The organism is Bacteroides muris (ex Fokt et al. 2023) (genome assembly GCF_024704895.1).
Taxonomy (GTDB): Bacteria; Bacteroidota; Bacteroidia; order Bacteroidales; family Bacteroidaceae; genus Bacteroides; species Bacteroides muris.
Window position 1 is genome coordinate 1 of record NZ_JAMZEE010000051.1, and the last position, 21253, is coordinate 21253.

The 21253-nt window shown below is 41.0% G+C and carries 18 protein-coding genes, 1 tRNA gene and 2 pseudogenes; 9 read left to right on the forward strand and 12 right to left on the reverse strand.

Translation table 11 applies throughout. The features are described 5' to 3' along the window. Positions 1–112: 112 nt before the first annotated feature. Both M1B78_RS18800 and M1B78_RS15935 read right to left on the reverse strand, forming a co-directional pair. Entirely contained in the window at positions 113–307 is a 195-nt protein-coding gene (locus tag M1B78_RS18800) for a hypothetical protein (protein WP_328515066.1), read from the reverse strand. Positions 308–320: 13 nt separating this feature from the next. Further along, positions 321–1637 (reverse strand): aminotransferase class I/II-fold pyridoxal phosphate-dependent enzyme, encoded by a 1317-nt coding sequence (locus M1B78_RS15935; RefSeq protein WP_136010362.1) that lies wholly within the window; start codon positions 1635–1637, stop codon positions 321–323. A gap of 165 nt (positions 1638–1802) precedes the next feature. Here M1B78_RS15935 and M1B78_RS15940 point away from each other — a divergent pair. From M1B78_RS15940 to M1B78_RS15975, 8 genes are all read left to right on the forward strand, one after another. Beyond that, positions 1803–1876, forward strand: a tRNA-Asp gene (locus M1B78_RS15940). Between the two features lie 521 nt (positions 1877–2397). Further along, positions 2398–2748: a DUF3853 family protein gene (locus M1B78_RS15945; RefSeq protein WP_117867116.1), complete on the forward strand. Its 351-nt coding sequence runs from the start codon at positions 2398–2400 to the stop codon at positions 2746–2748. A 7-nt stretch (positions 2749–2755) separates the two neighbouring features. Further along, positions 2756–3856: a hypothetical protein gene (locus M1B78_RS15950; RefSeq protein WP_257941207.1), complete on the forward strand. Its 1101-nt coding sequence runs from the start codon at positions 2756–2758 to the stop codon at positions 3854–3856. A gap of 57 nt (positions 3857–3913) precedes the next feature. Further along, positions 3914–4252 (forward strand): hypothetical protein, encoded by a 339-nt coding sequence (locus tag M1B78_RS15955; RefSeq protein WP_257941208.1) that lies wholly within the window; start codon positions 3914–3916, stop codon positions 4250–4252. Between the two features lie 163 nt (positions 4253–4415). Beyond that, entirely contained in the window at positions 4416–5078 is a 663-nt protein-coding gene (locus tag M1B78_RS15960) for a hypothetical protein (RefSeq protein ID WP_257941209.1), read from the forward strand. A 94-nt stretch (positions 5079–5172) separates the two neighbouring features. Then, positions 5173–5499: a hypothetical protein gene (locus tag M1B78_RS15965; protein ID WP_257941210.1), complete on the forward strand. Its 327-nt coding sequence runs from the start codon at positions 5173–5175 to the stop codon at positions 5497–5499. Next, on the forward strand, positions 5486–6265 hold the full coding sequence (locus M1B78_RS15970) for a hypothetical protein (protein WP_257941211.1): 780 nt from the start codon (positions 5486–5488) through the stop codon (positions 6263–6265). The genes M1B78_RS15965 and M1B78_RS15970 overlap by 14 nt, the downstream gene beginning before the upstream one ends. Before the next feature lie 227 nt (positions 6266–6492). Beyond that, positions 6493–9345 (forward strand): BT4734/BF3469 family protein, encoded by a 2853-nt coding sequence (locus M1B78_RS15975; protein ID WP_257941212.1) that lies wholly within the window; start codon positions 6493–6495, stop codon positions 9343–9345. A gap of 98 nt (positions 9346–9443) precedes the next feature. Here M1B78_RS15975 and M1B78_RS15980 read toward each other — a convergent pair whose 3' ends face one another. From M1B78_RS15980 to M1B78_RS16010, 7 genes are all read right to left on the reverse strand, one after another. Then, positions 9444–10391 carry an MraY family glycosyltransferase gene (locus M1B78_RS15980; RefSeq protein WP_257941213.1) on the reverse strand — a complete coding sequence of 316 codons (948 nt, stop codon included), beginning with the start codon at positions 10389–10391 and terminating at the stop codon, positions 9444–9446. A gap of 23 nt (positions 10392–10414) precedes the next feature. Beyond that, positions 10415–11395, reverse strand: a complete 981-nt coding sequence (locus tag M1B78_RS15985) for an NAD-dependent epimerase/dehydratase family protein (protein ID WP_257941214.1) — start codon at positions 11393–11395, stop codon at positions 10415–10417. A gap of 121 nt (positions 11396–11516) precedes the next feature. Continuing rightward, the gene (locus tag M1B78_RS15990; RefSeq protein ID WP_257941229.1) at positions 11517–12095 is read right to left on the reverse strand and encodes a hypothetical protein; all 579 of its coding nucleotides are present in this window, start codon (positions 12093–12095) and stop codon (positions 11517–11519) included. Next, complete coding sequence (locus M1B78_RS15995) at positions 11977–12348, reverse strand: glycosyltransferase (protein ID WP_257941215.1); 372 nt, start codon at positions 12346–12348, stop codon at positions 11977–11979. The genes M1B78_RS15990 and M1B78_RS15995 overlap by 119 nt, the downstream gene beginning before the upstream one ends. A 129-nt stretch (positions 12349–12477) precedes the next feature. Then, complete coding sequence (locus M1B78_RS16000) at positions 12478–13455, reverse strand: glycosyltransferase family 4 protein (protein ID WP_257941216.1); 978 nt, start codon at positions 13453–13455, stop codon at positions 12478–12480. Between the two features lie 121 nt (positions 13456–13576). After that, on the reverse strand, positions 13577–14707 hold the full coding sequence (locus tag M1B78_RS16005) for a glycosyltransferase family 4 protein (RefSeq protein WP_257941217.1): 1131 nt from the start codon (positions 14705–14707) through the stop codon (positions 13577–13579). 2 nt (positions 14708–14709) lie between these two features. Further along, complete coding sequence (locus M1B78_RS16010) at positions 14710–15498, reverse strand: O-antigen ligase family protein (RefSeq protein WP_257941218.1); 789 nt, start codon at positions 15496–15498, stop codon at positions 14710–14712. A gap of 259 nt (positions 15499–15757) precedes the next feature. Here M1B78_RS16010 and M1B78_RS16015 point away from each other — a divergent pair. Beyond that, positions 15758–16801, forward strand: a pseudogene (locus M1B78_RS16015) (site-specific integrase); the annotation flags it as partial. 199 nt (positions 16802–17000) lie between these two features. Here M1B78_RS16015 and M1B78_RS16020 read toward each other — a convergent pair. The 3 genes and pseudogenes from M1B78_RS16020 to M1B78_RS16030 all read right to left on the reverse strand — a co-directional run bounded on the left by M1B78_RS16020 (position 17001) and on the right by M1B78_RS16030 (position 21247). Continuing rightward, a complete protein-coding gene (locus M1B78_RS16020) occupies positions 17001–18323 on the reverse strand; it encodes a sigma-54-dependent transcriptional regulator (protein ID WP_257941219.1) in 1323 nt (440 codons plus the stop codon). Then, positions 18316–20624 (reverse strand): annotated as a pseudogene (locus M1B78_RS16025) (hybrid sensor histidine kinase/response regulator). The gene M1B78_RS16020 and the pseudogene M1B78_RS16025 overlap by 8 nt, the downstream one beginning before the upstream one ends. Then, complete coding sequence (locus M1B78_RS16030; protein ID WP_257941220.1) at positions 20621–21247, reverse strand: CatB-related O-acetyltransferase; 627 nt, start codon at positions 21245–21247, stop codon at positions 20621–20623. The pseudogene M1B78_RS16025 and the gene M1B78_RS16030 overlap by 4 nt, the downstream one beginning before the upstream one ends. Between the last annotated feature and the right edge of the window lie 6 nt (positions 21248–21253).

The following is a 21253-nucleotide window of genomic DNA, read 5'->3' on the forward strand; positions in this document are numbered from 1 at the left end:
CTACCAAAAGAATCGGCAACTTTTTCAAGCTGCCGATTCAACTGTTTCATGGCGTTCCTTATCCCGAACTCACGTTACTACACTATTTATACGTTAATTTTAGGGCTGTTTTCTATAGGACGGATTGCTTGGAGGAATTTATAGAGCGTATGCAGCGTCCGGGACATTCGTTCGCCATCTGAACTTTTCTGGCAGACTGAAGACGGAGAATGCCGAACGGTATGCCGCTGTGGTAGAGGCGCTGGGTGGAGATGGCAATGCCGGCACCCGATTGTGGTGGGATACCGGCATCAATTGATAGGGGCATATAGGACTGTCTTTTATTGGACGGGGTGATTTTCGGCAAAAATTGCCATACGTTCGTCCAGTTGGTCGTACTGATGGTCTTGGATAAAGGAAGTGCAGGCACGCAATCCTTCTTGATGGCTTCCGGTAGTTACCAGCGAAATGGCGCTTACGCCGTAGTACATCAATTCCCGTGCAAGTTCTCCGCTACTCATACCCGGATAGCCGATGGTGAAGTAGAAACCGTCGGCAACGGAATCACCCAAATCATTGTCGTATACCAAATGGAAACCGTGGCGCAAGAAGATTTCCTTCAGGCGGTGAGCACGTTCGCCGTACACTTTCACTTCATCAAGGAAGTTGTATTGACCTTCATTGGCTGCTTTAAGCATGGCGGCAAGAGCATACTGCGCAGAGTGGCTGGTGCCGGAGGAGAGTGCATAGAGTACGCGGTGGATGAATACTGTGCCGAAGGTTCCGCCTCCGTAGCGTTGTGTCAGCCCGGGATAGACGCGGTCATACAGTTTGTCTGATATGCAGCTTACACCGATGCGTTGGCCGGCATAGCTGAACGCTTTGGAACCGGAAATGAGCAGCACGTAATTGTCTGTATAGTGTGCCACGGAAGGTTGGTAAGGCGCTTGAAACGGTTTGCTCAGGTCTTGGCGGAAGTCCATGGCAAAGTAGGCGAGGTCTTCCAGAACAATGACGTCATATTGGGTTGCCAGTTCGCCAATGATGCGCAACTCTTCTTCTTTCAGGCAAATCCAGCTGGGATTGTTAGGGTTGGAATAGACGATGGCAGAGATATTACCCTTGCTGAGGTAACTTTCCAGTTTCGCTTTCAGCTTGCTGCCACGGTAGTCGTATACGTCAAAGGTTTCATATTTCTGTCCCATTACGACCAACTGCTGCTTCTGTACCGGGAAACCGGGGTCGATGAAGAGAATGGTATCCTTTTTTTCATCGCACTGGCTGCACGTGAGGAATGAAGCAAAAGTTCCTTGCATGGAGCCGGTAACTGGTACGCAACCTTCGGGGGCCACATCTGCATTGATAAAGGCTTTGATAAAACGTGATGCTTCCTGCTTCAAGGCGGGAAGTCCGTTTATATCCGGATAGAGGCTGGCGATGCCATTCTGCAAAGCTTCCACTTCGGCCTTTACGCCCACGGCAGAGGGGGGGAGTCCGGGTACACCCATTTCCATTTTTATGAATTCCACACCTGATGCTGTTTCGGCATTGGCGGCAATGGCTTTTACTTCACGGATGGTTGCTTTGGCAAAGTCTGTGATATGAAAATCTGCGATAGTTTCATCTATCAACTTACGTTCAATAGGAGTATTTCTCATGATTTCAATATTAATTTGGTTTTGCAAAGGTAACATAAATCTCTTATAATCAAGTTGTGTTGAAAAAAAGATGTTTTTTTTTCTTTCAAGCTATTGCAGATATAAAAAAAATGTCTACCTTTGCAACCGCAATCGAGAGAGATAGTAACTAAGAAATGAAATAATGGTGCGTTAGTTCAGTTGGTTAGAATACATGCCTGTCACGCATGGGGTCACGGGTTCGAGTCCCGTACGCACCGCTTAAGGAAAACAAGTGATAAGATAAGCCTCTGAGAATCAACATCTCGGAGGTTTTCTTTTTTCTGATACTCCCCCTCTTACTCCCCCGATCTTTTATACTCATTTAACCTGTTCCTGTTAAAGGCTGTGAAGAATATGTCCCAAAAATCCTTCGTAATGTTTTTCTGGCATGGACTACCGACCTTTCGTTACTATCCAAATAATCTTCCGTTCGCTTTTCTAACATCACTCAAAGACGTTTTAAATATCATTTGAACATAACGTCTGTTTCTTCTCCATTGGAATATACACCATGATACACTTTTTATTCCCAAAGCGTTCCCAGAATGTTCCCAGAATCCCAATATTTTGCATTACCGTAAAAAAAAATAATTGTATATAATTTACTGATAAGCAATGCTTTGATATAATAAGCATATGAGTTTGTGGCTGTTCCCAAGTAAATCATCCCTTTATTTCCCATCTTACCTTTGCTACGTCATTAAGACAAAAAGTATAACGAACTAAAAATTTAAAAAAGATGGCACAGCAAAAAAATGAAGTACAATCGTTGTTAGAAAAAGCGATGTTCCAAGCAACTGTTGCAGATTTTTGGATGGCCGGCCTGGAGCTGGGAGTAATAAAAACAAATCAAAGGGATGAAGCGTCTCCGAAAGAGGTTTGTTCCGGTATCCCCCAATTCATAATAGGGGTAAAGGGACTTGCTGGATTCTTTGGTACTTCCGTTTCAACAGTCAACCGTTGGAAAGCTTGTGGTCTGCTTGATGATGCAACCCTGCAATGTGGGAAGGTAGTGATCTTTGAACTGCCTAAAGTAATTGAAATCCTACGTGTGAGTGACAAGAAAAACAAGTTTAACGTTAAAAGTTAAAAGTACAATGGAAAAGAATCTAATCGATGAAGCAGTTTCCACACTGGATCTGCAAGGGTCAAATGTGAAAGAATCCACTGTAGAGGATAAGGATTTACAGGCAGGTGCATCTGCTGGTGATGCACAACAAACTAATTCAGAAGAAAACAAAGATGAAGCCCCAGAAGCAGTACCGATGAAGCTGACATGGGAAATGATCTACCCCTTGTCTGTACTGCTTGGAATGAGTTATACTTTCGGGCGTATCAAGATTAACCGTGATATTGATACGAAACAGGTCAAGAAAAAAATAGCTTCCATTCTGGCCTGCAAAGGTATCATATCTCCATTCCTTGTCGTACCTGCCATTGTTTGCCTAAAAGCGGGACTGGAACTGGAAGACGAAAACGGAAATCCAATCACAGAGGATACCCCGAACCTCGATCTTATCCTTATTGTAATTGACGGGCAGCACCGCATGGAGGCTCTCAGGCAGTTGAACAAGAAACTAAGGAAAGAGGGTAAGACGGAATATGAGGGTTATGTCTATCTTCCTCTTATAAGCGAGTATGATGTTCCCACGTTGTTGAGAGAGGCCAATTCAGCAACGAACCCTTGGGATGGTATGGATTGGGTGACACAACTTCTTGCTACCGCCAAAGAAAAAGGTATATCAACTGAAAAATTGGAGTGGGTAAAGGAGAAAGCCAAAACCGGATCTGATTCCGCTGCATGGTCTTGGGTAAATGGTGGCAAAACCAATTCAAAGACAGTCTGCATCAAGGCTTCAACCAATGATCAAAAACTGGAGGAACTGGCTGATACTACATCATTTGAAGAAGACAAGAAGCTTTATGAAGCAGCTGCCAAGTCTTTTGAAGGGAATTCAGCCAAGGTTCTCGGTTGGAAAGTATTACCGGAATGGATTTACAAGCAACTGGACTCCTTGATAAAAAGGGATATGAAACGGAGTGAGGCCATGAATCTGTTGGTTGCATTTCTTGAAGGCATAGGAGCTACCAATGCACAGGAAATAAGCCAGATGAAGAAGAGTGCCAATCAGAGCAAGGATAACATGATTATCACCAAGCTGAACGAATTATTTGCTGATTTCAATCTTAAACACTAATCCCGGTTTCCCCATCATGTGAGAGGTGATGGGGATTCTCTTAACAATGCTCAGAAGATGAAAACATTGAAACAATTTAAGGAGGATGGATATAGTATCTGTCTCCCCCAAAAGCCCAAACTTGATACCGGAATTATCAACAAGCTACAATGTCAGATAATGTGTCCTACAGATAATGTCATAGTACATGTTATTCCGGTCAGTGATTATCTGATACGTAGAGTGTCTATAGTTGATGGGAACGGTGATCTTATAACTTCCCTTGATAACGGTTTGGAAAAGAAACTGGTTGTTGTAAGTAGCGACCTGAACCTTTGGTACGCTCTACAACAATCTGCTGTTAAGGATGAGGAAATAAATATTGAAACGATTCCCGGCAGATATATGAAATTCTAATTATGAAGTAAGTATAGGCGCCTGCTTACTTTCTTACAAGTAAAATTTATTAAAAAAATAAGATGATGGGAAATAAGATATTTTTCATTACAGGCCTCCTATGCCTGAGAATATCACAGAAACAGAGTCTAACAAACTAATAATCAAATCAAAATAAAGAATCATGGTGCAATTTAATTGTAACAACGGCAATTTATTTCCATCCTATAGATTGCCAATTCAGAGTAAAAAAGGATATGAATCATTATGTGAAGTAATGTATGAGTATTTAGGGAACAATGCCTGTCTTATGAATGAAATCAGTCAAAAGATAAGGGATAATAACAATCTGTATGAGAATTATTCAAAATCAGACCATTCAGATATAGGTTCACATACTCATGCTTTTCCTTCTTTTAACCTGGGAGATGATTATATCGCTTATATCGGCATGAACTGGCCGGAAATGAAAGAGTTTTTAATTCCTTGTCTGACCAAAGAGTTTGTTCTTGAATATGGGGGTGATGACATGACGCTGGGAATGATATATCCTGATAACCTGGAAGGGAAAATTCCCGCTTTTTTCACAAAGATATTTTTTGAGGATTTCTCTGATTCTACAAAATTCGGGAAAGATCTCTTCTTCCTGGATATTTGTAAGAATGGGTACTTCTTCGAATCCGATTCAGGGGAAGTAAGGTGGTTATCCTCGAAAGGAGTTGTATTCGGTCATAAGTATTGTATGTATTATGTATTCAATGAGTTTTCTGACAAAATGAAATATCAAGGAGAAGAACTGACGGATGAAAGGATAGAAGAACTGATGGATGATGTTTGGAGCCTTTAATGATTAATATAGCTCCTTCTTAACCTGAGGGAGCCATAATCCGCTTCAAACCGCTAAAACACTCTTCCGTAACCCTCTAATCCTTACTCCTGAAATGATTTTAAAAATAAAAAATATATCCATTGGAGGTTCAGAATCTTCATTGAATCGTCAGGAAAATACTGCTCCTGATGTTATCGTAGAGAAAGTAAGTATCACGCCTGAAAAGTTCAAGAATGACGTTGAGGCACTGACAAGGTATATAGGTGAGGAACATTTCATTTCCGGTCTCAGCATTGAAGTGACATTGAGTGAACTTCTTGCTGTAGTTCCAAGAAAACGTAGAAGAACCGAAGCCTATAACTCTTTAGTAAAATACCTGAGTGAAGAGAGAAACATTTTATTAACCATTAAAACCAATAAGAAAAATGGCAAAGAGTAATAAAAAGATACCACTTGATATAGTAGTAAGTAATGTAATATTGAGAATTAGTAAGAAATATAGCATTCGAGTAAATTGGGCTGGCACTCGTGTTTATAAAGAGTATAATACTACTGACTGGAACCGATTTCTACAGATTCATACCAATGTTGATGGATCCAAATTTCTGAATGTCAAACCTAAGAATGTTCCGTTGGATGAATTAGTTGCCGATGCTTATAACCCCATGCCTAAAGACGGAAAGAAATATATTCTGATTCATAAAGATGGCGACTTAGGAAACTGTCAAGCCAATAATCTTGAATGGAAAGAGGTCAGGAAGTATAAACCAACAGCCACCAAACGTAAATTAGATAATGGTTTGGAAGTGAAAGTTGATGGAACAATACTTGATAAGAAAAAAGCATTACCTATTGTGAAAGAAATCGGAGACAGCGACACAGATTCGATGAAGGCAATAGAGCATCCCTATGTTTCCTATAGGCGAAAGAATAAGTGGGAAAACTATGAAGATAAGACTGCGGATGTTGATGATCTGATGGCTGCGGCAGAATATGTAGATGGGGATAAATCTACAATGAAAAGGCCAAGGGTACTTCATAAGAACATGGATTACAAGGATTTTCATGCAGATAATCTTAAATGGGTGGAAGAAAGCAGTCCTGAGTATCAAGAATATATGGAAAGGAAGAAAGAGGATATGGATAAGCTGGAGAAAGAACTAAACCATAACAATCCCAATTTCAAGCTGCCGGACAATCAATAAATGAATAATCTGGGTTGGTCGGAGACAAGAGCGTGGAACGTAAGTGGAATGTATGACATAACTGGAAGACAAGGTGGAATAAAAAATGTTGCAAATCATGTACAAAAGCTTAAAGAGTAAGCATTTATGTAGATAAATTATTCCATCCCTTCGGGGTTATGTACTATATTCATACTTCATATAGGCTTCTGTCTCTGACCAACCCACTAATCAAAACCTATAGAATAATGAAGAAAATAAAATTAGATGTTCCGTCCGGTATCAAGTATTTATCGGATTGGGATGAACTAGAGAATTTACTACCCGATGACCAGCCTTTCATCCTCAATAAACGGATTTGTGGTTGTGGTGCTACTGAAATGTATATCCGTTCCGACAAAAAAGTAATCCTGGCCGGTCCAAGGAAACAGCTCCTTTATAACAAGTATTCCCAGCATCTTTCCGACCACCTTCATCTCTACCGTTTTCAGGGAGACAAAAAGAAGTATTTTGAAAGTAAGACAGGTAGTGAAAAAGAGATACTGGCTTTTAATGATGATCTTGCTGAATATATCAAACATGGAGGGAACAAGATACTTACGACCTATGACTCGCTTGGGAAAATCGTGGAAGTATTGGTTGGCTTAGGGGAGAATCTGAGTGAATGGATCATCGTGGTTGATGAGTTTCAGGTTATTTTCTATGACTGCCATTTCAAACCTACGACCGAGTATGAATTGTCGGAAGTATTACAAAGGTTTACCCAAGTAATCTATCTCTCCGCTACTCCTTTTCTTGAATCTTATCTGGATATGACGGAACAGTTCAAGTCTCTGCCCGTCTATGAATTACTTTGGCCGGAGAATATGACAAAGTTACCCGATGTAGAGGTAGTAAAGTCCAGAAAATCAGTATTGGAACTATGTATGGGACTGATAGAGAAATATCGTTCAGGAAATGGCAGGAGTACGATGGTAAACGGCGAAAAGTTTATAGCGAAGGAAGTCGTTTTCTATATCAATTCTGTTTCCGAGATTAAGAAGATTATCAAGAAGTCCGGATTGAAACCGGAAGAGACCACTATCATCTGTTCTTCCAAGAGTGACAATATAAAGAAACTGGATGAATTATCAAGGCAGACCGGAATGAAGTTCAGGATAGAAGAGATTCCGGGTAAGGGAGAGCCACATAAAATGTTTACCTTCTGCACCTCGACTGTCTATGTGGGAGCCGACTTCTATTCAACCAATGCCTATTCCTATATTTTCGCCAATCCTAAAGTAAGCAGCATGACGATAGATGTCTCTGTGGATCTTCAACAAATCATAGGAAGGCAGAGACTGGAAGAGAACCCTTTCCGTAACTCGGCCACCTTATATTATAATACACGGGAAGCAAAGGTAACGAAAGAGGATCTGGAGAAATCAATCAGGGAAAAGAACGACAGGACCAACCGACAAATCGAAAATTATGAAGCTGTCCCCAACAAGAACGAGCAGTTGGAGGTAATGGAGAATACAATCAGACAACAAGGGCATAAGGATCATTATTGCTGTATCGTGAAGGATAAGGACAATAACATAAGAATAGGCAAAAATGAAATCCTTGAAATAGCGGAACGGAGAGCCTGGGAAGTTTCAGACCGGATTTATCGGAGTGACTTTTCCATGTACAGGGCTTTAAGTTCCGGTGTAAATGTTATCAGAGCAACAGACAGTGACAATCCTGAGATACAGAAATTATTCAGCGAGTGGAATAAGGACGGGCAATTCTCCAGAAAAGCAAAAATGTATTGCGAACTCCATGATACTATTCCTGATTTGTTGGATGAATGTACCTTTATAGAGAAGAAATTCAAGACCTATTATGATGCTCTCGGAAAGGAAGGATTTGAAGCATTGCATTGGAGAGAGGACTATATCAGACAAGCCATTGAACCTGCTCCTTTTGATAGACTTCCTAAAGATAAAATAGCAGAGGAACTGATAAAAGTGCTGAGGGTTGGAAAGGACTATACGAAAGCGGAGGTCAAGGAATTGCTTCAAAACATATATTCCAAACTCGATATTCCCGGTAATCCAAGTGCTTCTGATATTTCCGATTACTTGACTTGTGAGGACAGGACCAATCGAATGGAAGGTAAAAAGGTAGCTGTATTAAAGATAGCATCCCATATCCGAAAAAAAATATCATTGTTCGGCAGGATTACAGATATCAATCACCCTGAAGAATATGATATAGACAAGGTACTGGATATAATCAAGACCGACAGCTATTATCATGTAGCCGGGAAAGTTGATGCGGTAAGGAAAGCCAAGACCAAGGAAGAAAAAGAGAAAGCCAAGATGAAACTTCCGGCTGTAACATGGAACGGAACTTTCAAGACGAAGAACAGAAGCGGTTTGATCCACTACTCTTCATTCACGGCTCTGGATTTCGACCATATTCAGCCGGAGAAGATGGATGAGTTCGGAAAATGGTTACAAGGATTCTCATGTGTCTATGCCTATTACGTTACTCCAAGCGGTAAGGGTTATAAAGCGGTTATTCTCCATGACAACTATGAGCCGCTTTACCATTATGACTTGTATAATCAGCTCTTGGAACTCTTAGATTGTCCTGAGAAAGATACGAGTACGGTAGATTTGGCGAGAGGTAATTTTCTGAGCTATGATCCGAACCTATGGAAAAATCCTAAACCTGAGCCGTTTCACTTTGTCCCATCCACCTCTGAACCAATTATACCCGAAACTGTTACAGAAACCATAATAAAGGATGAAGCCGGAAATGAAATAATGACGGAGGATGATTCTTACGTAGCCAAGTTCCTGAACACTCTGAGCAGACAAGTTGTTTCTGATGATAGTATAATCCGTATCCTTGGGAAAATCTGGACCGGAAAATCTTTAGCTAACGGAAGGAACAATACGGCGATGTCCTATGCTGGCGTTCTATGTAAGGCAGGAGTAGAGAAAGACAGAGCCAAATCATTCATCGAAGAGCTTATTCCGGATTATGATATTACTGAAATAATTGAATACGCTTACTCTCATAATACTTTCGGATGTGAACGTGGAAAGTATAAATCGAGAAAGAAATAATAATTAGAAAGGAGATGCCGTATAGCTCTCCTTTTATCTTATTCTCAAACAAATAATCTTTGAAAGATTGTTCCAGATTTGATTGGAGATGAAAAATACTAAAATTGATGTAGCCTAAAAAACTTTTTCATGAAACATATGTATATAAGACTGAGAAGAATAACTGTACCTATCAGATACCAATATCCATAATCCATATACATTATATATCCTACGACTATGATTGCTTGTACTACCATGTAAATAGAAGAAACCATTACATGAGGAATCTTCAGTTCATTTGCCATAATCTGATACAGATGCTTGCGATGCGGCAAACCGATATTCTCATGAAGCATCAGGCGGTGAATGATAGTCAGTACACTATCCACACCATAAACGGATAAAAGGACTATCCAACTGAAATCACCCGTTCCAATGATAAGTCTTCCTATCAAGAAAAGAAGGATGAAAGCGATACCAACGGAGCCCACATCACCGGCAAAGCACTTGGCTTTCTTGCGGAAATTGAAGAAACAGAAAACAAGAACGGAACAGATAACGGTATAGATGAAATCCGCTTCCACAAAAGTAATCACCTCCTTATTGATATAAGCCAAGGCAGCAAGAATAACCAGAGAATAACCGCCGGTTATACCGTTAATGCCATCCATAAAATTATAGGCATTGATGATACCCGTACAGACTATCAAGGCTATGACTATCCACCACCAGGACAAGGAGAACAAGCCCCACTGATAAAACATCAAGGCCATGGCAGAGAAATGAAAAAGCAGCCTTGTCATCTGTCCGGTGGATTTTATGTCGTCCACGAAGCTGATGAACGTCACCAGTGTCAAGGCAAGCAGGAACCAGGGATATTCAAAGCCACTCGTCAGGAAATAGGCCAACGCCCCGAAATAGAAAATAATCCCACCACCACGCAAAGTCACTTTCGTATGGGAACTACGGTTATTGGGCTTGTCGATGATATTGCACCTATCAGCCACCCTAAAATAAAAAAGCTCTGCCAAAAACAGCAGAACCAATATAATCAGATAATACATAACTGTATTTTCCTCTTTAATTTTTAATCCAAGAACGATTTTATCGTTCTTAATATTCCCTCTTCCGCCCTCACCGGCATTCTGTCAATACCCAGGGCAGCCTTTATCTTCGCATTACTCACCACATAATTCTCTGTCAACTTACGTAGACGCTCTTCATTCAAAGGCAAATGGAACAGAGTCCCAAGCTGGGCACAGAATTCCATCAGTCCTCTGTTTATCTTCCAGATATGCGGCTGACGGTCCAAAGCCCGACACATCAAAACTATCAGTTCATTTGTGGACAAGGCCTCGTCATCTCCCATGTGGTAGATACCACTCGCCACCTCCTTGGTCAACAGCCCTTCCAGCACATAGCAAAGATTGCCTATCGAAATAAAAGACCTTCTGTTCTCAAAAGCCCCCAAAGGCCAGGGAATACCTTTCCTCACCACATTATAAAGAAGATTCAGATTGCCTTTATTGCCGGGACCATGAATCATGCAGGGACGAAGGATATAAACCTGCTTGTCATCATAAGGATTAGCTTTCAATTTTCCATTCTCAACCTTTAACTTGTCAAGGATGTAATTCTCGGCAGCTATCTTACTTTCCCCATAAGGGCCTACCGGAGCAGGCAGCACATCTTCAGTCAGCATATCACCCACCACACTGTCTGCAGCGGCTTTTACCGAACTGAAGAATACGAACTTCTTCGCAGACGATTCCAGAAAGAAATCAAATATCTTTTGGGTCAATCCCGTATTGATGTCAAAATAAGCTTGGGCAGCAGACTGATTCTTCGTATCATGGGCTTTACCTGCCAGATGGATAATGGCATCGAATTCAGGAAGATTCCGTATAGGAAAAGAAACCGGTTCAATATCTTTCCAGGAAAAAGTATTTATCACTCCCTCCTTTTCAGGAGCGACAATATCCAGCCCGTAAAGACAATGACGTTCCTTTAGGGCAATAACAAGATTGGAGCCCACAAAGCCGTGGATTCCAGTGATTAATATGTTCATGGAATTATTCTATAAAATATACTGACCAGAAACGTGATTACCAGTTAGGGACAAAGCCTTTACCGAGGACAAAGGTAGGTCATTAATTACTTGCCAGAAATAGCATATAAGATATTCCTATTTACTCTCTCATTTTACGGGGATTCATGCGATTCATCAGCCCTTGAAAATAAACATTTAAAGGATATGGCAATAAAGAACGGACAAAGGGTATACAAACTCCAATATATGCAATGAAAGATAAATGAAGTCTTCTACAGCCACGTAAACCTATTTTCATTCTATGCCAACCTACTTCTATACTGTTTTTTCTCACACTGTCAGCAAAGAAGCGATAATGCAACAATGGTTCCGAAATATTGGCAAAATGCAATCCTTTTTCTGCACACCTGAACCATAAATCATAATCATCCTGACGCGGACCGGCATCAGGCTTATACCCACCTACTGATAAGATTGCATTTTTTCGATACATCACAGTAGGATGATTCAAGGGACAAGTCCAGACCAGACGAACAATATCCTCATGCGAAACCGGAACCCTTATAACCTCTTCAAGATTATTTCCACATTCGTCAATTTTAGTCGCATAGGCCCCCACAATATCTGTCGTAGGATGTGATTGCAAAAAAAAGAACTTGTTTCTCAAAACGGTATGGATAGCAAATATCATCTGTATCCATACGAGCCACAAACTCATAACTGCAATGTTTTAAGCCTATATTAAGTGCCTTGCTTAATCCTAAATTATTAGGCAAAGGAATAATTTTAAGCAAATTAGTATCGTAAGAAGATAAGACATTTTCTAATTCAGCAGTGAGAGGTCCATCCTTAATCAATATGATTTCAGAAGGAGGAAGCGTTTGATTCAGTACACTATCAAGTGCAGACTTCAGATAAAGCGGTCTTTCTTTATAATAGACCGAAATCAATACAGAATAGTTGGAGGACATTTATATAAAATGAATTATTTAAGGATTCATAGCTATTCACAAGCCTTCTGCCATAATTCTACATAAGACAAAATCATAGCCTTTTGAGAAGATTTTTAAAGACTTATTATAGTCCTTTTCAAGAACAAATCATCCTGCATACGTTGATAAATAATTCCTATAGAAAGAGTCAGGAGAGTAACATTTTACATATTTTTTATTCATATTGGATGCCAAGTTTTTGTTACCAATTGCATGTCCTATAGCTTTAACTAATGATTCTATTTTGTCTAATTCAAAGAAAGAGACTTCATCGGAAGAAAACAATTCTTTAAAAACGGGAATATTTGAACAAACCGTAGGCACCTTATAACAAGCAGCCTCTAATAATGTAAGTCCAAAACCTTCACAACGGCTAGGCATTAAAAACACATCGTAATATTCCAAATATCTAAAAGCCTCTTCCTTATAGCCTGCGAAATGCACTCTTGAACGGACTCCACATTCATCTGACAACATTTGTAAAGCAGACATAGATTTCCCATCGCCCACAATCCATAATTTCACATTTTCTAGCAAAGACAAAGATTTTATTACTTGTTCAATACCTTTTATAGGACTTAACATGGCATTGATTCCTAAACATACAGAATTCCCCTTAAAGTTTAACACATGTTCCCTATCTTCTAACGACAATTTTTTATTGGTATTAATAATCCGAGTATTATAAACCACTTTCAATTTGTTTTCAGGCAATTTTTTTTTGTAATACTCTAATGCTTTTTTTGTTAATACTGCAATTTTATCATGCCTACTAAGTATTTGTATCCAGAATTTTCCGACTATAAAAGAAACCAATTTATTATACTGAGAAGCTAAATCTTCAAATATAAAACTATGTACAGTAGATATGCAAACTGCTCTGCAAGCCAAAGGCTTATGTAAAAACACATAGAAATCAGACCTTATACCATGACTATGAACTACATCAAAATCATTAAAATTGATAGAATTTCGCATACAAATTCTTTCCGTTGGACAATTTATATTAGTATGTTCCAATTCATCAAAATAATAAATAGTACATTGATGCCCATAGGCTGTCATTACATTTATTAAATCTCTCACAACTATTACTGGACCTCTATTAATCAATGAAGGTACTAAATATGCAATTTTCATAAACAACAAGTAAACTATACAAATAAACCATCTTTATCCTATCACAGAAATCATATTGAGAATAATATTACTTACATAAATCCTCAAACAAGTGATTCCATTGTTTTATTATGTTTTTCTTAGTAAAAAAAGCAGAACTATCCTTAGCCCCTCGTGATAATTTTTCTTGCAGTGATTCATCATTGATAAATTTCTTTATGGCTTTTGAAAAAGCTATGATGTCTCCGTCTTGTACCAGCACCCCATTCCTATTGTCCTGAATGACATCACGTGGACCACAAGGACAACTGAAAGCGATAGAAGGAATCCCGTAAGATAAAGCTTCTATTAAAACCATTGGCAGACCTTCGAATCGGGAAGAGAAAAGCAAACATTTACTTTTCTTATAGACTAAATCTATACGATTTGTGGCTGGATATATCCGAATAATATCAGACAAATAATTTTTCCTAATTTGACTTTCCAATTTCTGTTTCAACTCACCATTACCATATATACAAATATTCCATCCTTCCAGTTCTTCTTTAATCAGAGAACATGCAGCAATGAGCCTATCAAAACCTTTCTGATAAGTTAGTCGCCCCACAGCTATCAAAATGTTTTCTTTGGAAATGTGCAAAGAGTTTAAATCAACAGTAGGTGAAGTCACAAAATTGGGAATAACAGTTATATTATTCAGACCTTTCCAATGTTGTTTGTCTTCATGTGTCAACACTACAAATTTATCATATTTCGCAGCCTTTCTCTCTTCTTGTTTTGACCGATAAAAATCAATTATACGCCACAAGAAATTCCTCTGATACATCAGCCTATATCCTTTGGAAAAATGTACTTCAAGCAATTTCTTACTTCCGTCTTTTATTTTCCACAAAAACAAGAACTCATTGCCCATTGTAGAAATACAAATATCCGGCTTAACCTCTAAAAGTATTTTTGTTATTGCTTTTTCATGTTTTCTTCTTTTAAAAGGATAATTTACTAATTTTGCAAAAAAAGACTTATTCTCAGTATAGTTTATAGCAATATCACGATGAGTTACCGATGGAAGCAAAGGGAAAAAGATAGGACGATTTCTCTGTTCAGCAGTAACAATTATTACCTCATGTCCCATTTGCGACAATGCATTTGCCTTTGCTGTTATAATTCGTTCCATACCAGCTGAATTAAACAAAGAGCTGATACAATATAATATTCTCATTTCTAAAACTTATTTTTTTGTATTGACATATTGTTATCTAAGAAATATCCTACAAACATGGGGATGAGAACATGAGGCGAAAAAGTACCAAATCCAAAATAAGGTTGAGTTAGTCCCCAAATGATTAAGTATAAGAGAATAATCTTTGAAAAAGGCTTGGAATAATAAAAAACGATGACCAGTAATATTACAAAAGACAAAGTCACAAATATTCCATAATTAGCCGTTGTTTGTAATAGAAAGTTATGCGCTATAGCACCATTGGGAAATAGTCTGGAATAATACGTCACTTCTTCGCCATATCCCCAAAACGGGCTATTTTGTATTAACTCAATAAAACCAGTAATTATATCTTCCCTTCCTAAATCTTCGTCTATTTCCCGCATTGAGAACTCTGGAGTTGTCAAAACCCAATAAATAACAGATGAAAGTATTATTGTAATTGCAAAAAAGAGAATTTTCGTTTTTCTTTTTATGGATTTACTATAATAAATCAAAGAACAAGTAATTGTAATACAAGAAATAATAGCTGTTCTACTGGCCGATAAAATCATGCAAAACAATAGAACATTTAATAATACAATTTTTAACAGGAACGACATTTTTTTTACACATAACAATAAATACAATACTCCCAATAAAATACCATAAAAGTTACGATGCATAGCAAAGCCGCTAAATGTAGTATATCCTCCTTCTGGCGTAAGAAAAAAGGAATACCTTAATGAAGGTATTATACACAATATTAAAGGAGCAAAACTCCATGCCAGCAGAAGATATAAAATAAACACATAGCGAAAAAGTAAATTTGGGCAAAGCGTAGCGAATTAGCTGATAGAGCGTTCGTTACGCTTTGTTTTTCTATGGGGCAGAGCCAACGAAATACCACCTCGAAGCCAAACAGTGCAGAAGTTCAGTTACCACCTCGTTACTCCCGTAACGGGTGCATATTCCTTGCTAAAATGTTCTGTTTCTGCGTTTTGCGTCGATTTACATAGCTGTCGGTAACTCACTAATAACTAATTTTGTAACCAAAAAAAGGAGTGAGTTATGCGTAGTACATTCAAGGTGTTATTTTACGTGAAGAAAGGCAGCGAGAAGCCGAACGGCAACCTGCCTTTAATGTGCCGTATCACGGTGGACGGCGAAATTAAACAGTTCAGTTGCAAGATGGACGTTCCCCCACGCTTGTGGGACGTGAAGAACAACCGTGCTTCGGGCAAGAGCATCGAAGCGCAGAGAATCAATCTTGCGGTAGATAAAATCCGTGTGGAGGTAAACCGCCGCTACCAAGAACTGATGCAGACGGACGGTTATGTTACCGCCGCCAAACTCAAAGACGCCTATCTCGGTATCGGCATCAAGCAGGAAACTTTGCTGAAGCTGTTCGAGCAGCACAACGCCGAATTTGAGAAGAAAGTCGGGCACAGCAGGGCGCAGGGTACATTTACCCGTTATCGGACGGTCTGCAACCATATTCGGGAGTTTTTGCCTCATACCTACAAACGTGAGGATATTCCGTTAAAGGAACTTAACCTCACGTTCATCAACGATTTCGAGTATTTTTTGCGCACGGAGAAGAAATGTCGCACCAATACCGTGTGGGGCTACATGATTGTGTTGAAACACATCGTTTCCATTGCGAGGAACGACGGGCGTTTGCCGTTCAATCCCTTTGCCGGATATATCAACTCTCCCGAAAGCGTGGACAGGGGCTACCTCACCCAAACGGAAATACAGACGCTCATGGACGCACCCATGAAGAACGCCACCCATGAACTTGTACGGGACTTGTTCGTCTTTTCTGTGTTCACGGGTTTGGCGTATTCAGACGTGAAGAACCTCACCACCGACCGCCTGCAAACATTCTTCGACGGCAATCTTTGGATAATCACCCGAAGAAAGAAGACCAACACCGAATCGAACATCCGTCTTTTGGACGTTCCCAAACGTATCATAGAGAAATACAAGGGGCTGGCTCGGAACGGTCATGTTTTCCCCGTTCCGAGTAACGGCAGTTGTAACAAAATACTCAAAGATATAGGCAGACAATGCGGCTTCAAGGTGCGTTTGACCTATCACTGCGCAAGACATTACGAATTGTCTTTATCGCTGAATTTGAATAGTTTGCAAAGATTCGTTTCTTGATGGGTAACGATTTAGAAACAAGCGAAGTTCTGTATTTTACCTCGTTTTGCATTAAATCAAAAGAACACTTTTTCTAAATGCAAATATAATACTATTTTTTGAAAAAACATACTTTTGTGGGTAACTAAATTCAGCGAATTATGGACTATGATTGCTGAAATTTATACTTCAATCCATATTCTTCCAGTTTGTTGTACAGCGTCGTACGTCCTATCCCGAGCAGTTCGGCGGCAACCTTGCGGTTACCGTTCGCCTGCTTCAACGCGCATAAGACACGCTCCTTGTCTTCCGCATCGCTGCGCAGGGCGAAGCTGACAGGTGAGGTCGCCCTCGTCACGGCAAGTTCCAGATGCTCTTTCGTGACAAGACCCGTCTGTGCCTGCAACACCGCGCCCATGATTTTCTGACGAAGCTCGCGGACATTGCCCGGCCACGCATGGGTCAGCAATGTCTTGCGGGCTTCCCCGTCAAAGCCGATGACATCGCATTCCAGTTCCCGGTTCGCAATTTCACGGAAGAACTCAGCCAGAGGCATGACGTCCTCCTGACAATCGCGCAACGGCGGGACGGTTATCTCGAAGTCATGCAGACGGTACAACAAGTCCTGCCGGAAACGCTTTTCATGGACCGCCTTCTCCAGATCCTCGTTGGTGGCGGCGATGATGCGGACATTGAAACTCCGGTCAGACTTGTCGCCAACGGGACGGAACCGCCGTTCCTGTATGGCTCGCAGAAGCATCTGCTGGGTTTCCGGTGCGAGGTTGCCCACCTCGTCTAAGAACAGCGTACCGCCTTCCGCCTCGTGGAAATAACCTTTCTTGGTGCTGTCCGCACCCGTGAACGCCCCTCTGACGTGTCCGAAGAAAGCCGACGGCGCAAGTTCTTTGGTAAGCGAACCGCAGTCCACAGCCACGAAAGGCTTGCCTGAACGTTTGCTTTTGTCATGCAGATGGTGGGCGATATGCTCCTTGCCCGTGCCGTTCTCTCCGAAGATCAGCACACTCATATCGGTGGGGGCTACCAGCCTTATCCGGTGCATGATTTTCTGGAAGGCGGAACCGTCACGGGCAAAGACGGGCATACGGCTCCGTCCAACACTGTGTTCTTTCAATATGTTCCGTAGCAAAGGGACGAGCCTGTCTTCCACAAGCTGCTTGGGTATGTAGTCCAACGAGCCGAGTTTCATACTTTCCACAGCCGTATGCACTTCGGCATAGTCGGTCATGATGATGAACGGCTGCGTCATGCCTTCCTTGCGCATCCAACGCAACAGGTCGATACCGTTGCCGTCGGGCAGACGCAAATCAGAAACTACTATATCATTGTCAGCGGCTTGTTGCAGAAGTTTCTTCGCTGTCGAGAGGTGGAAAGCCTGCACGGTACGGAATTCTTCCCGTGCCAGCAGGTTGCAGACAAACTCGCAATACACGATGTTGTCCTCCACCACGATAATTTTTGTTTTATCCATTATTATATTTCTTCCTTTCTTCTTTTGCCAGCCGGATAATCTTCAAACCTTTATCCTGCACGACTGTCAATATGTTATGTATCGCCTCCCAATCGGGTGTATCCTTACAATGAAGCAGTTTATAAAGTTCCCTTAACGGCTGGTCTGCACGTAATATCTCCCACGAACTGCGCAAGTGGTGTATAAGGGCATCCAGTCCTTGAAGGTCTTTCCGCCGTTCCGCATCTTTGACCGCCTGTATTTCCTTTTCAGTTTCCGTTATCAACTTCTCCAGCATGACGGATTCATTGCCGTAGGATAGCAGGGATGTGAAATCCGGTTTTTCATTTTGCACCACATTCATGGCGCATTTATCTGAAACCTCCATCAGCTCCGATATGGAGAACGGTTTGAGCAGGCAATCGGCAAATCCACGTTCCATAAGTTCCTCCTTGCTGCAACTACCCGAAGCGGTTGTTACGATAATTGGAATGGTCCTTGAATTGCCCACATTGGAGGTGCGTAGCAGTTCCAGCAGCTCGAAGCCGTTTATATCCGGCATATTCAAATCGGTCAGAAGCAGACTGTATTCTTTCCGGCGTATCATTTCCATCAGTTCTGCCGCATTGGTACAGGTATCGCAGTGTATCCCTTCCTGTACATACATTTCTTTCAGCATAAGGAGCAGTACCTCGTCATTGTCAATGGCAATCACATTATGGAATACATGGTTACAATGAATCTGTGTTTGATTTATCTGTTCCGGTAGTTCCTCGACTGTCTGCATAGGAATTTCCACTGTGAAGCGGCTTCCTTTACCTTTATCGCTCTCCAGCCGGATTATGCCGCCGAGCATTGACACGATACGCTGAACGATGGAAAGACCTAATCCGAAGCCGTCCTTTGCGGCAGCGTTTGACAAACGTTCAAACGCACCGAACACACGTTGCTGTTCATCTTCGGTCATGCCTGTACCCGTATCTTCGACGGTAATTTTCAGAATACCGTTATCATAATCAGTCGTCAAAGATACACCACCGCTATCAGTGAATTTGATGGCGTTTGACAACAGGTTGTTGCCGATTTGCAAGATACGTTCCTTATCGGTCAAGACAATACTATCCGTTTGATTGGTTATGGCAAGAGCAAGTCCCTTGTTCATGGCGATGGGCGTAAACTCCGTTTCAAGAATATGCGTGATTGCCGAAATCCGGTAAGGAGAGAAATTAGGCTGCTCCTTGCCGTTATCCAGACGGAAGAAACTCAGTAGCGTGTTGAGCATTTCACGCATCCGTTCCGAAGATTGCCGGATATTACGGACATATCGCTCTTTTTTATCCGCATCATTCCCTTTTTCCATCAACGCAGTATAACCGATTATTGCCGTTAAAGGTGTGCGCAGTTCATGGGTGATGGTATGCACCGCTTTCTTGCGGGAGGCTATCAGAGCCTCGTTTTGCTCTACCGACTGTTGCAACTGTCCTATTAAATCAGTCGTTTTCTGTTTGTACCGTTTGATTCGGTTGGCATTACGGTGTATGATGATATATAAGATTACCAGCAGAAGGAGGACGAATCCTGTCAGGCTACCTATCTGCATAAACGACTGTTCCCTCATGGCGGTTATCTCGGCTTCCCGTTTTTGCAGATCGGCTTGCACCTTTTATCCATCTGGCGTATAAATCCGTGTAGTTGCCGGTTAAGTTCCGCGTTTCGTGCCGCAAGCTTGTCGGTGTGTTCCGACAGACGGCGGCTTTGCGCCCGTTGCTCGGCTATCATGTCCCGGTCGAGGGAACGGAGCATTGTTGTAGTCACGGTTGGCTTTGGCTTTTCTTTCTTGCCGAATATGCCGAGAAATCCTTTCCGCTTCGGTTTTTGCGGCTGTTCCTGCACACTTTTCTGTACGATTATGGGTACTTGACGAGTGATCTTATCGTTGATGGCTTGTTGCTGTTCAAGTACCTGCACGATTTGACGCATTTGTCGTTCCTTATCTTCAAGAAGATGGCGTACACTGTCTATGCGCTTTGTCGGATAAATCGTTTTGAAACGGCATAGCATACTGTCCATTACCATTCGTTGATAATGGTAATGTTCCAAATCTGCATATTCCCATTCCAATACTGTCTCGCCCGATAAAGATAGCTCAATAAGAAAAACAAATATTTTGTGCGATTCTTGGCGAAAAGTATTTATATGACGATTTTGAACTTCCAATTTCTCTAAATCGCACCATTCTTTATACCAAATATACATTATGCCGATAACCAATAATGCCATCAGCAAATAATCAAGTGAAATTAGATTCTTGATTGATTTCATATTGCCTGTAATTTATCCCAACGTCCATCTTTCAGATAAGGCAAAAACTCCCGTATCTTATCTACCGACCAGTCCCACCATTTCAAAGTCTGCATCTGTTCTATTATATCAGGACTGAACCGCTTTCGTATCTCTTTGGCAGGGACACCACCTACAATGGTATAGGGCGGAACATCTTTCGTCACAACCGCCCTTGTACCAACAATAGCCCCGTCACCGATATGGACACCAGCCATAATAACGGCTTCATAGCCTATCCATACATCATTGCCTATTACGATGTCGCCTTTGTTGTCCCAAGCAGAAGCCACATCTGCCTTATCCAATTCCCAATCTTCATAGAACAGCGGGAACGTGTAAGTGGATAAAGATTTCAGGGTATGGTTGGCGCAGTTGAACAGAAATTTTGCACCGCAAGCAATAGAACAGAACTTTCCAATTATCAGCCGTTCATGGTTAATGGGATAATGATACAATACGTTGTTTTGCTCAAACAGACACGGGTCTGAAACAAAATCATTGTAAATGGTATAGTCGCCTATTTCGATAGACGGGTCTTTTACGACAGCATTCAAATAAACGGTTTGCGTGTCACCCTTACGGGGATATATCTTGTTCATCATAACTTT